We start from the raw sequence: 13,206 nt of genomic DNA, 5'->3' as shown, positions 1-13,206 counted from the left end.
TTTCACGGCGATGACTCTCGATCGCACGATCACATAACCCAGATCTCGTAAATCTTTTGGCTTTTATTCAGCAAGCCCTAATTAAGCTTGAATCCTTTAGCGGCTAATTGCTGGCGGAGACTCTGAATCATTACGCGATCGAGAGTATTTTCACCACTATTGGTACTAGATTGACGCTGTTGTTCAATATATGCTGTACGCTTTTGAGATAAGTCGCGGATCGTCTTTTTAATCGCTTCTCTTTCGGTTTTCTTTCCAGCTACATATGCTCTTTTTTGTGTTAGCGTCATACCTCGCATGATTTCTGGTAAATTATCATCTGATATTGCCTCTAGTTTAACTGTTCCGTTTTCGAGAGCATCCAGCAAGTCCCAAGAAGCATTATCGTAGTATTCAGAAGCTTTGGACGCACTACGCAAAACCGTATTGCTGCCAGCATTACTATCTTCAACTGCTTGACGTTGTTGTCCTATTCTTCCTTCTCTACCGTAGGGAATGTAGGTTTGATTTAGTTTAGTATTCCAAGTAGAAATTTCGTCGTCGTAAGGGGACTTAATTACCACAATTTGTTGGTTTTGATTAATGTTGAAGCTACTGCCTTTTGCTAAATCTGCTCCTGATGCCCAAAGTCTTCGCTCCTGACTTTCGGCTGAACCACAGTAGATTGTATTAACGAGTGTATCTCCTTTGACAGCGAGATTGACAGATTGATTCCAAACTATTGGGCCTTGATCGAATGGTTCATTACCCGCAATAAAAATCACGCGAAAATCTTCCTGATTTTTACTCCAGTTTAATTCTTGCATTGCTGAACGAATTACCCAGCCAGCATATTCTTGACCGCCGTTGGTTTTGATACTAAATAGCTTTTCGGAAACTAAATCTAATTCAGGAGTAAATCCCGTTAATAATCTGACAAAACCTTCCGACGAATGTAAGCTGTCATTACCATAATGGTACAGAGCAACCTCTAAATCTGGTACTTCGCCATCTTTGGTTACTTTAGTTAAAAAATTAACAATTTGCCAAAGTTGAGTACGAGTCTGGTCAATCAATCCATCCATGCTATTACTAGAATCTAAAAGGATGGCTATCTGAATTTTTGCTTTTGCGAAAGCTGCTGTGGGAGAGCACAAGATACTTAGGGTTAAAGCTGTAGTGAATAAAATTCGAGCTAGTTTTTGCATGGGATTTTCCCTAGGAAATTATTTTTTTCCCAATTATAGTCATTGGTAATTTAGATTTAGTTCCTGATGTCAAGTAACTTGTAACAATATTTTACATTTGGGTTCGATTCATTACAGGACTTACCAACTCCGATCGAAGAAACCGGGTTTTTACCGAATTTGTGGACTGCAACGAAGTATTTTCCTACAAACCCGGTTGCTGGTCATTTATGGGTAACTCAGACCAAAGAAACCGGGTTTTTTACCCAATCTGCGGACTGAATCGAGGTAATTTACGTAAGTTTACAAAATCATGTCACTTTTTCTCACCGACAGGGCGATCTGGGTGGTTGATTCTTTGAGTTAAGGCAGAGTAGAAGGTCTTCCTGCTCTTCAGAATGCAACCGCAGATGTGCGGGATGAGCGAACTAGGAATAGTATTGTACCGCATCTGCGACATAATTATAAGTTAGACCAACTTCAACTACAAACGATTCTACCAATACAAGGAATGAAACAGCTTGTTCTTACGTACTTCATGTGGGCCTATCAGCCTCATTTTCGGATTCAAATGGAAGACCGTGCAAAGCAAGCTTTAGCAGCACTGGGTGCAAACATTGAAGTAAAAGCATTATTGGTCGGTGTTCGCTTGCCAGAAATCGCCAAAGATCACTTCGTATGTATAGAGCCTGAGGATGGAGAATGGAATATTGCTGCATTCAAGGATGTACACAGACGTGCAGGCGAAATATTCACCACTCATCCAGATCAGCATATTATATTTTTGGGTGATGAGCGATCGATGCTGGATAAGCCTGAGAACATACGTGCTAAATCGGTTCAAGAAGCTATCGAAGAAGTCCTGAGCAGAATTGACTCCGATCGCGGGACACGTTCATTTTGTGGTGTACCTGTCCGCCTAGGTAATTTTCACGTAGCTCCGATTCTCCAAGTCGCGCAATTAGATATTGATACCTTCCCTAGACTGGTCAACCCAATTCAGTTTAAGGAACGGAATTCCACTACTGGAATAGTTCAAGCATTAATTAGTCATCTTCTTGCTGAGGCATCCGATAATCTTGACACAAAAGAGCCGGGTCGATTCTTCAACAGTTTCGATAGTGAGTGTTCAGGTCTCCTTCGCAAAGCGGGGCAAACCCTCTGTAACGCAATTCCACTAGCCCTTAAGGATTTCATGCTACGAAGGGTATTTGAGGATCTAAACAAGATATCGGAACTACGTTACGAGGGGGGTGAAACTCTTGGCACAATCATTTTTGCACCCACAAATTTGCCATCTCTAAACTGCGATGTAGCACTACTTCAACCTATTGCTTTAGGTTCCCATAAACTTGTTCGCAAAGTAGTTGAGATTTCTGATAAGCAGCTTGGCTGTATCTGTCAAGGAGGAGAAGGCATAGTGGGCTTTGGCTCACTACAAAACTTCGGAGACACCCCTATTTTCAGAGCTGTGTTTACTGGTCACTACCGATGGGCACTGTATGTAAATGACACTTTACTGATGAATTGTGCTTTCGGGGTTCCATCTGTACCTCAGTCTAGACTGACTTTCGAGACATTTTTCTCGAATATACCAAGGGTACTTCCTGGGCTCACATTAGAGCAAGGTAAGGCATTGTGGGATGCTGTTTCTGCTGCCATGGATCAACGGCACGGAACTATGCTTGTTGTATCTGATGCTGCATCAAGCGAAGCTCAAAGACTAAGGTCTCAAGCCATTGCAATTGAGCCAATCAAGCTAAGCTCGGCATTAGTAGCACGCATTAGTGGAATTGATGGAGCGATTCTAGTCGATCGCGATTGTAATTGCCATGCTATTGGCGTAATTTTAGACGGCATAGCGACGAATACAGGTGATCCTTCAAGAGGAGCGCGATATAACTCTGCTTTACGCTACATAGAATCTTCTCTAGCTCCTGCTGTTTGCCTTGTTGTATCAGAAGATGGCTATGTAAATATGGTTCCGACTTTACGTCATCAAATCAAAAAGCAAGATATCGAATACCATGTAGAGTTATTAAAAACATTAACTTCTGACAACTATCATAGCACTCGCTCATGGCTCGACGAGCACAGGTTTTATTTAACGTCAGAACAATGTGATGTTGTTAATACTGAGCTTACTCGAATTAAAGATGAGCCTCAAGAGGTAGGAGAGATTCGTCTCATCACACCTGTTTTCAATCCAGATCCTGAGATGAACGAATCTTATTATCTTGATGAATTCTCGCAAGAGTAGTCTAACAAACGCTTGCACGCGGAACGGAGGTGTATGCTATCTTGACCGAACCCGATCTTACACGCAAAAACTGCAAAAAACCCGATTTATTTAAGAAACCGGGTTTTTATATAGCCGCTCGCCCTCAACCAAACCTACAATTACTACAAGGTAGAAGTGCCACTTAAATCGCTACTTGTTGGTAGCTGAATGGGACTAGAATTCGCATTGAGTAAGAGATCAGCTTCCTTACCAGAAGGATTAGCAGTAGGAGCGATCGCGCCACTCAAACTCGCGGCTTGCAAAGGCAGAATTGGCTGAGGTTGATATCTGGTTAAAGATGTTAACAAGCTGTTAGAGTCGTAGATGAAGATGTCATCATCGGTTTCGCTAAAGGTCATCATGGTGGGAATTGCACCGCCATTCAACAAGATATCGTCGGGGATAGTATTGGCAGAGTTTACTGTCAAACTACCTGGATTAGTCGCTGCTGTTGACGGTTGTAAGCTGAGATTTGCGGCCGCGGGAGTCGTGTTATTTGGCTGACTAAGAGCAAAAATGGCAAAAAACCCGGTTTTTTTGGTTTGGATGCGTCCACGACAATAGGATTTAAGGGCGATCGACCTTACAGCCTTAACGATGTCGCCACTTTAGGGCTGATGACGGAGTTTTATGGCAATTTGCCTTCAGCCCCAATTAAAGCTGAAGCGCTCAGAAAAGCTCAACTGGCAATGATCCACAAACAAATTTTAGTTAAAAACGGTCAATTGCGGGGAACTCAAGGCGCGATCGACCTTACTCAATCGGCACAAGTAGCAAATTCCGATTTATCTCATCCGAAGTTTTGGGCCGGATTCACAATCATTGGCAGTCCTTGGTAATAGGCGATATCTGTAGAGAAACGGCACAGCGTCTTGTCCGGCGCGATATCTGTAGGAAAACGGCACAGCGCCGTGTCCGGCGCGGAGAGTAACGACGACTACTATCTTTTTATGTCATAAATTTGCTATGAAGAGGACAACTCAACTCTAGTGGAGCAAAACCAGTGGGCAATTTTGATAAAATATTCAATTCAGAAGACAAATCCGAAGCAAGCTTTACTCCAGAAGAATCGCTAGCAGCGGTAGCACTTGTCGCAGCCTCGGCAAATTCCCCTGACACGGATGCTGATATCTTAGAAAGCATACTTTGGGAATCAGAAATATTTGCTGAATACTCGGAAGATGATATGTCAGCAATGTTTCAAAGACTCTCAGGTATTGCTACCCAAGAGGGTTTAGGAGCATTATTTAATGCTGCTTGGGAGTCACTACCAGATGAGTTAGTGTTGGATACTTTTGCCATAACCGCAGCAATGTTTGTCGCAGATGGAAAAATAGCTCAGAAGCACGAGGCTTTTCTCCAGGAATTCCAGCAAGCATTAGGTGTGGAAGACGAGGAAGCTGCGGAAATTATTGAGGATGTAATTGTTGCATACTCTCAAGAAGATGTCGAAGAGTCTGATGTAGAAGGGGAATTGTACGTATCTCCTGAAGGCAATTTTAGCGTCCCGATTCCAGTTGACGAGCAACGAGGGGGTAGAATTGATGAGGAAGAAGGCTCTGTTGCATTTTCTGACGACTTTGGTGTTTTGTTGAAAATTGATTATTTCCCTATTGCGGGTGAAGTGGAAGAAACAATCGAGTCGGTTGGCGAGGAAGCTTATCTCAAGTCTTTTTTAGACAATTTTGTTTCTCAGGCAATTATTGCTAATATTGCCAACTCTAAGTTACTTCACGCGGAATATTTAGAAGATGAAGAAGCTTATTTTGCGGTTGTTGATTTGCCTGCGGGTGCAACTATGAGCGTGCAGAAAAACCAGCGCCCTGCTACTCGGCTGGATGCTTACCGGGGACTTATGGCTTTTATCGCTGACGATTTTTGCTACACGGTAAGCTGTCAGCGAATTTATCAGGAGGGGGATGAATTGGGTTCCCTTGAGTCTGAAGTTGAGGGAATTTTGAACAAGATTTTCGAGTTTATTCAGACTATCGAATTCTCGGCACTCGCATAAACAGGACTTATTTAGGGGCTAAAAACCCGGTTTCTTTCTAGATGTCTTGCTACTCAACCCCATATTTTCATAGAAACTGGGTTTTTTTGCTAACCATCCTCAGAATATTACATCGTGTCCTGTCGATCGACCAAAATCAAACTGGTTTCTAGTGAGGACTTGAGTCCTCATGAAACTGAGGACTCAAGTCCTCACTACTTGCCCGATCGCGGTTATTTTACCGCACTGCTAGATATTAGAGGTTTTTTACAATAAAATAGTGCGATCTAGAACAGGCTTATTTGAGCCTTTCTCGATCGCACTTCCAGATACATTCAGCCAACCGCAGTCGAGAGACAGCAGCAATTAGCCGCCATTTTCGACTAATTAGTAGTCTGAGCTTCCACCAATCTTTGCTTGAGTTCTTCCAGAGCGCTCGCCCAGCGCGGATCTGGCTGCACCGAGCCGGAATCGGCGTTCGGAACCGCTGCTGCTGACTGATTGCGACGAGACTTGTTGTTGTCACCCCGACGGCGATTGCTTTTACTAGGGCCTCCTCCACCTTGGGCAGGGGCAGCATCCCGCTGCTGTGGCACAGGCACAGGCACAGGCTGCGACGCCGACACCAACTGCGGTGACTGCGGCGACGACTGCTGCTGATCTTCTTCGCCTTTCTCAGATTTACCCTTAGAGCGGGGCAGTGCCTTTTCTATTTTCAGCGGGTTTTCTTTGAACATCAAGCCGTTGTATTTCTCAATAACTTGGTCGGCTTGTTCGTCGGTTAGCACCGTCACAAAACCGAATCCTCTGCATTTTCCAGTTTTGCGGTCTGTAATTACCTTTGTGGTAACAGATTCGCCCTCCGGTGCAAAAACTTCTTGCAATTCTTGGCGATCGAGTTCCTTCGGTAGATTGCCAACATAAAGACGAATAGACATGAAAAATTCCTCCAGACTTGGATTTTAATTAATTTGCTCGAACAGAATTCCCTGAAGTCAACTGAATATTGACTTCAGGGAAAAACCACATAACCGGAGAATTTGCACATTCCTCCCACCAACCTTGACTAATCCCCCCACCTTTTAGAACAAAAAGATGATTTACTCTGATAAGGCAGGAAATTAACCGCCGATGCAGAGAGCTTTTAAATCTCAGGTTGTTGTGTAAACTTTTAGTCATCACTCAAATGTTGAGGCTATTGGCTATTCTGTATTACTTGCTTCCGGTTTTGATTCAGAATGTTTATAGCCAGGGCCGTGTAGAAATTTATGTCCAAGGATGTGTCAATTGCCAGCGATCGGAATGCCAGTATTCAGTTTAATACAGTGATGGATAAAATAGCTAACATTTTTTCAGCCAGTAATCTTACCTCGTTCCTAATCTCGCTCCTAATGCTGAGAACTACTCACTTACCCGCTATCCCTTAAATCAGGCCCGGCAGAGTCCGAGCATTCTTTAAAGGTATCACAGCCTTGGTAACAGAGCTAGTTATTTAGGAAGATTTCAGTCTGAATTTAACGGAAACCACATCTGAATCACTTTTGAGAATTCATCCCGCACAGCAAAAATAGCTGTCGAAAAAAAACAGCCGACAAGCGGCTGGCTGTACTTGCTGTGTTGGGATGTTGACAATTTTTACGCAATGCCTTAAGAGGTTTTAGCCAACTGAAGTTATTGCGCTATTGGGTTCAATCCTGTTTGTGTAAACTAACGTAACAGATTGCTGGTAAAAAAGCAACTTTTCTTTACAAATGAACGAGGAACAAGAGTGTAGGGTGTCCACCGCGCACCGAGAACATCGGGTAGACTGCGCCACCAGCACCGAGAACATCGCCCATCCGCTGTTTAACTCAAAACCGATCGAGCCTGCACGTTGTTCGCGACTCGCGCGGCAATCCGATCGCTATTCCTCACCTTGGGCCCTGGATAATGATGTATGCGCCCCACAAAGCAGCAGCAAAAGCCAAAATCGCAGACCAAATCGGATGTCCGCTGTCACTAACTTTCCCTCCTTGACTGCGGAGACTTTCGAGGTCGATCGCCACAGTAGCACCCCGGCGCAGCCAACCAGTCGCCACAACAGATGTTCCGATCAAATCGCTGGGGCGAGTAGTCTCTTTGAACAAAAATGGCCACAAAGAGCCAATGTAGCCAAACCTCGAAACATAATGCAACCTCACCAAACCGGTCGCCGTCTGCAAAATCAAATCTTGTCCCAGCCAATTATCTATACCCGATCGACCCAAAAGTTGGCCTTCCAGCCGCACCGGTTCAGCATCCAGCGGCAAACTCTCCGGATTTGACAAAATTTCCGGCAAACTCGGCGAAGCGGTTTCTCGCGGTGTAATGTCCGGGAAGAAATAATTGATCCGCATCAAAGTACCGATGCTAAATCCGATCGGCAAACAGCCCCAAATAATCGATCGATCGCCCCAAAGCCAATCCAACTGCCAAAAACTCGTCCTCGAAAAAATCCCCCCAATCAGCCAAAGCACCCCGACTATCGCCAAACTCATCGGAATCCCAAAAAACGGCGCACCCTGTAAAAATAATTTTGAGTCTTTAAATTCGACTATTGACTTAAACAGAGACAATTTTCCTTTCCTGGGTTGTTCTGGCACTCCCGCGTTTGCCAAATCTAACTCTGTCTCCAGTTTCCAGAATTGAGCATAAAGGGCCAACAGCTTGAAACGCTCTCCCAGCAAAGGATGCGCGCTGTTAACCGTCAACCAGTTGCGCTCCCGATTGCTGACATCCCACTGCAAAATCTGTTCCAGCGGCGCGTGAAATGCAGCAGAACCAAGGGTTACAGCTTGCCCAACGCCTACAGGTAACAATAGATCGAAACTTTCGAGGAAAAAGCTAGTTTGTTTTTGCTGCTCGATATTATCAGCAATGCCGATCGCAATTTTACCGAGTGCCCGCGTCAAACCGTTAGGATTGCCCGTAATTTCCGCAGCAGTTCGATCGCTAAAATACACTCTGCGGCGCGACACCCACAACATCGGCCAGCGCAACAACTTATAAATCCCGTAACTAATAGCAGAAATTGCAGCGGCCACAAATTTGACAGCAGAGCGCAAAAACTCGATCGTCATTAGATCGCACAACCGCTCTTGCCAGTGCGCCACCTGCCAATAAATCAAGTAAGGAATTTGAATCACCAGCAGCGCCAGGGACATCGGCGCAAAATCCCAGTGAGAGATATGGCCCAACTCCCGCGCGAAAATAGTAGCAATTTCATCATCCGTCAACTGTTCCAACAGCCCCCGACTCACAGCAATCCGAGCAAAACGGGGCAAACAGCCGTAACTGAAAGCTACAGGAACATTCAGCGGCAAGAGTTTCAGCACCGGCACCGGCATATTTTGCTTCGTACAATAACTTCGCAGTACCCGACTAGCTTCTTTGCTGTGCTTCGATAAAACCGACCCGCGCAGGGTTTCGATGCCGCAAAACAGTTTCAGCAGCGCGTCTATCAGCCAGGGAGACGAAGCCAAAAGCAATCCAAAAACCATCTGAACAAAGGGAGTTGGATCGCGGTAAAAAAGCTGAATCGGCGCGAAAATAGGCAGTCTAGTGAATATGTAAAGCTGAACCAACAGAGAATTAGTGTTTGTCAGCAGGAATTGCAGCACAAACCGGGCTAGAAAAAATAGGGCGATCGCACTTGCAACGGCTTGCAGCCGAAACTCCAGCAACTTCAGCGGTTTGAGCGGGCGCGGGCTTTTCGCGCGCCCTGCTTCGCGCCAAGTGAGTTGGTAAGTATCTGGGCTGGCGACTCCGGGAATATCTGTTGGGGAAGCGGAACTATTTTCGCCGCTAATTTCTGCGGTATCCGGTGCAGTTTCTGTCGAGTTTTCTGGTTCAGAAGTCTGGCCTGTGGGGGGTGGAGGTGGCGGGGAAATATGTTGCGATTTGGCGTTTCCAGGCGCGGCAGTCGGCTCTAAAGGTAAAAATCCTGTTTTTTTATCTGCGGTCGGTCGATCGCCCCCTGGCGTTTTTTTCGGCGATTTTGTTCCGGCATCAAAGGCGACAAAGCCTGTTTCGGGGGGAGTTTCTGCGGATTTTGGTTTATTTGCCGGTGGTTTTGGGGGGCGAGGGGGGGTTAATTCTGTTAAAGCGCGATCGGCCCAAGTTTTGACTTGAGAGTTGGGACTTTTGGCGAGGGAAGAGCACAGGGCGATCGCCTTTTTGACATTACCGGTTGCTTTGTACGCAGCCACTAACCCCATCTGCGCGCGGATTCCCGACGGCCCATTAGCTGCGGTTTGGGTAACGGATTCTAAAAGGGCGATCGCGGTGGGGTAATCCTGCTGTTTCAAAGCTGCTAGCCCAGCCTCTAGAGACTGTTTTGCAGATGAATCCGCCGGATTTGGATTAGTGGGATGTGCCATGACTGTGCTTTCGCTAGCGTCCTTTCTAAGATAGCTTTGCTGGTCGATCGATTACGGTTTTAACACAGCTCTATTTCTCTGTCACCAATTGTTGCAGTTCATTCGGCGCTTGAAACCGCTTAATAGTCAAACTTTCGGCAACTCCCAGCGGGCGATCGTTGCGATCGAGCAGGAGTTTAAACCCCTCCCTCAAAGCTAAAGTCCTCGCTATGAGGACTGAAGATTTATGCTAAATCCGGGTTAAATACTTCCTCGATCTCTTAGTCTCTTAGAGAGGAACGAGAGTTTGTGGAGACGAGATTTCAATCACCGAGCCAATCTAATTTTTGCTTATAATTAAATTAACACCTCACCTGCACACTTATGCCAATTGACGACGAAGATTTTGAAAGCGAATCGATCGGGGACGATCGCAAACTCCAACTCTTCACCGACAGACACGAATTTACCCGCCGATTTGCCTTTTATTTAAACGAAGACCCGCCTCCGGAACAAATTTTGTATTTTTTCGGGGCTGGAGGCAACGGCAAGTCCTTGCTGCTCAAACACTTGGAGTTTCACTGCTGTAAAAGATTTGCACCGAATGTGTGGCAACAATGGCGCGAACTCCCAGAATCGCAAGTCGCCGAAGTTGCTAATTCCGTCCGCTATGCAGCAGCTAAAACCTACACTCCCATCCCCGCAGTCAGACACGATTTCGGATTGATACCGATTAAAGAAGATAAACCGCAAGATAGATTTTACGGCTTGCTGATGCTGCGCCGAAATCTGGCAGCAGCCACTAAGAAATATAAATTTAAATTTCCAAATTATGACTTTGCTTGCTTTTGGTATTTGCTGAACAAAGGCGAATCACAGGCAACTCTTAACCAACTTTTCCCCGATGATGTGGCGGAATTGGTGGTACCTATAATTGAAACTTTTGCAGATTTTCCGGTGGTGGCGCAAGCTGTAGCGGTGCTCAAAGGGATAGATAAATTGGGCGGGATTAAGCGGGCGATGAAATTAATTCAAAATCGCTTGGGCGTCAGCGATGAAAAGGCGGAGGAAATTCGCCGTCTAGATATTGATACTGAGTTAACCGACTATTTGCCGAAATTGTTTGCTGGGGATTTGAATGCGACAATGGCTGGCAAAAATAAACCCGATCGCCTCGTGATGCTGTTTGATACTCACGAGAAAATGTGGGATGAAAAACGCAATTCTCAAGGCGCAACTTTTTGGTATCAAGATGAGTGGTTTCGGCGGTTGTTGAGGGCATTGGATTACAAATTGGGGATTGTAGTTGTTGTGGCGGGGCGAGAGTGTCCGGTGACGCAATTGCGGTGGCCGAATGCGTCAAGGTTTCCGATTCCCGCAGATTATATAGATGCACAATTGGTGTGGCATTTGTCGCCGGATGATGCGAGGGATTACTTGCACAAAGTGAAGATTGACAAGGCAGATTTGGCAGATGCTGTAATTAAATATGCCAGCGTCAATCCCGATGATAATTGGGAGAATTTGCAGGTACATCCGTTTTATTTGGGTTTGTGCGCGGATGCGGTGCTGGCAGAAAGAAGGCGGGGAATTGAGTTGCTGTCGTCGGATTTTGCGCGGATTCCGAAGTTGGAAAACAAGACTGCGGAATTAACGGATCGGTTGCTGAGTTATGTCGATCGCGAAGTGCGCTCGGCCGTGCATTCGCTGAGTGCTTGCCACGCTTTTGATGAGGATTTGTACGTGAAATTGGGAGCTGGTTGCCACTTCCAGGCAAGCAGTGCAAATTTTGAGATGTTGACGGGTTTTTCCTTTGTGTGGAAATCGCAGAAGCGGGGGGATAATTGGTATCGGATTCACGATTTATTGCGGCGTTTGGATGCCGACCGGGATAATCCGAAAACTCGCAAAGCTCATGATTTTTTAGAGCAGCATTACCGAGAAGTGGGGAATGCGGCGGAGGCAATTTTTCATGCTAATCGCTTGGATTGGCAGCGGGGTGTAGAAGAATGGAAAGAGGTGTTTGATGAAGCTTTGAGAAAGAGTCGCTATAAGGAATGCGAGGCGCTGCTGGAAGTTAGAGATGAGTTGTGGATTAAAAGTGATTATTGGCTTGGTAGAGTTTCGCGATCGGAGGGAAATTACTATGCTTGGTTGGCTCGATATGTAGAAGCAAGACAGGAATATTTAGAGGCAGTTGCAGCCTTGAATTCTGCTTTACTTATTGCACCGGATGATATCAATGCTCTCAACAACAAAGGGAATGCGCTGCAAAGTCTGGGTGATTTGCAAGCAAAGCTAAGTGAATTTGAGGCGGCAACACAGTCTTACTTTGATGCGATCGCTGCCTATAATGCTGCTTTACTTATTGTACCGGATGATATCGACGTTTTCAAGAACAAAGGGATTGCGCTGAAATGTCTGGGTAATTTACAGGCAAAGCTAAGTGAATTTGAGGCGGCAAAACTTTCTTACTCAGAGGCGATCGCTGCCTATAATGCTGCTTTACTTATTGCACCAGATTATATCAATGCTCTCAACAACAAAGGGAATGCGCTGCGAGGTCTGGGTGATTTGCAAGCACGGCTAAGTGAATTTGAGGCGGCAAAACAGTCTTACTTTGATGCGATCGCTGCCTTGAATTCTGCTTTACTTATTGCACCGGATGCTATCTGTGTTCTCAACAACAAAGGGAATGCGCTGCGAGGTCTGGGTGAATTACAAGCACAGCTAAGTGAATTTGAGGCGGCAAAACAGTCTTACTTTGATGCGATCGCTGCCTGTAATTCTTCTTTACTTATTGCACCGGATGATATCTGTGCTCCCAACAACAAAGGTAAGGCGCTGTTAAGTCTGGGTGAATTGCAAGCAAAGCTAAGTGAATTTGAGGGGGCAAAACAGTCTTACTTTGAGGCAATCGCTGCCTTGAATTCTGTTTTACTTATTGCACCGGATGATATCGGCGTTCTCAACAACAAAGGGAATGCGCTGCGAGGTCTGGGTGAATTGCAAGCACAGCTAAGTGAATTTGAGGCGGCAAAGCAGTCTTACTTTGAGGCGAGGGCTGCCTATAATTCTGTGTTACTTATTGCACCGGATGATATCGCGGCTCTCACCAACAAAGGGAATGCGCTGCGATGTCTGGGTGATTTGCAAGAAAAATTATCTGAGAGACAGGAAGCACTCAAGAATTGGCAAGAGGCGCTGGAAATGTTCGATCGCTCTTTAGCCATTGCTCCTAATCGCGATTCTGTTCGCAGTGGCCGCGATGTGCTGCAAGAATTTCTCAATAATTTGGGTGACGATACTGTCAGCCGTTACCTCGATCGCAAGGAGTAAAGACGCGGCATTAAAAAGGAGGACGTGTCCAGTTAACTTAAACCGAAATGCCGC

Annotated in this window: 9 protein-coding genes; 4 read left to right on the top strand and 5 right to left on the bottom strand. The window is 45.6% G+C overall.

Features of this window, described 5'->3' with window-relative positions:
• Window positions 1–77: 77 nt before the first annotated feature.
• A complete protein-coding gene (locus QUA20_RS09340) occupies window positions 78–1,187 on the bottom strand; it encodes a hypothetical protein (RefSeq protein ID WP_333188000.1) in 1,110 nt (369 codons plus the stop codon).
• Window positions 1,188–1,677: 490 nt separating this feature from the next.
• Between QUA20_RS09340 and QUA20_RS09335 the strand changes: the two genes are divergently transcribed.
• Window positions 1,678–3,426, top strand: coding sequence for a diadenylate cyclase (locus QUA20_RS09335; protein ID WP_333187997.1), 1,749 nt, complete (start codon window positions 1,678–1,680; stop codon window positions 3,424–3,426).
• 143 nt (window positions 3,427–3,569) lie between these two features.
• Here the strand turns inward: QUA20_RS09335 and QUA20_RS09330 are convergent, their stop codons facing one another.
• Window positions 3,570–3,875, bottom strand: coding sequence for a hypothetical protein (locus tag QUA20_RS09330; protein ID WP_333187995.1), 306 nt, complete (start codon window positions 3,873–3,875; stop codon window positions 3,570–3,572).
• 114 nt (window positions 3,876–3,989) lie between these two features.
• On the opposite strand from QUA20_RS09330, the gene QUA20_RS09325 reads away from it, so the two are divergent.
• Window positions 3,990–4,286, top strand: coding sequence for a CHAT domain-containing protein (locus QUA20_RS09325; RefSeq protein ID WP_333187993.1), 297 nt, complete (start codon window positions 3,990–3,992; stop codon window positions 4,284–4,286).
• Between the two features lie 164 nt (window positions 4,287–4,450).
• Window positions 4,451–5,458, top strand: coding sequence for a tellurite resistance TerB family protein (locus QUA20_RS09320; RefSeq protein WP_333187990.1), 1,008 nt, complete (start codon window positions 4,451–4,453; stop codon window positions 5,456–5,458).
• A gap of 362 nt (window positions 5,459–5,820) precedes the next feature.
• On the opposite strand, the gene QUA20_RS09315 is transcribed toward QUA20_RS09320, so the two are convergent.
• The 3 genes from QUA20_RS09315 to QUA20_RS09305 all read right to left on the bottom strand — a co-directional run bounded on the left by QUA20_RS09315 (window position 5,821) and on the right by QUA20_RS09305 (window position 10,027).
• Window positions 5,821–6,375, bottom strand: a complete 555-nt coding sequence (locus tag QUA20_RS09315) for an RNA-binding protein (protein WP_333187987.1) — start codon at window positions 6,373–6,375, stop codon at window positions 5,821–5,823.
• Between the two features lie 972 nt (window positions 6,376–7,347).
• Window positions 7,348–9,834: a zinc metalloprotease HtpX gene (locus QUA20_RS09310; RefSeq protein WP_333187984.1), complete on the bottom strand. Its 2,487-nt coding sequence runs from the start codon at window positions 9,832–9,834 to the stop codon at window positions 7,348–7,350.
• A 70-nt stretch (window positions 9,835–9,904) separates the two neighbouring features.
• A complete protein-coding gene (locus QUA20_RS09305) occupies window positions 9,905–10,027 on the bottom strand; it encodes a hypothetical protein (protein ID WP_333187981.1) in 123 nt (40 codons plus the stop codon).
• A gap of 170 nt (window positions 10,028–10,197) precedes the next feature.
• On the opposite strand from QUA20_RS09305, the gene QUA20_RS09300 reads away from it, so the two are divergent.
• On the top strand, window positions 10,198–13,152 hold the full coding sequence (locus tag QUA20_RS09300) for a hypothetical protein (RefSeq protein WP_333187979.1): 2,955 nt from the start codon (window positions 10,198–10,200) through the stop codon (window positions 13,150–13,152).
• Window positions 13,153–13,206: the final 54 nt, after the last annotated feature.

Origin of the sequence: Microcoleus sp. Pol7_A1, assembly GCF_036701085.1 — a bacterium.
Lineage (GTDB): Bacteria > Cyanobacteriota > Cyanobacteriia > Cyanobacteriales > Microcoleaceae > Microcoleus > Microcoleus asticus.
Note: the sequence above shows the minus strand (reverse complement) of the source record. Positions and strands in the feature narration are given on the sequence as shown.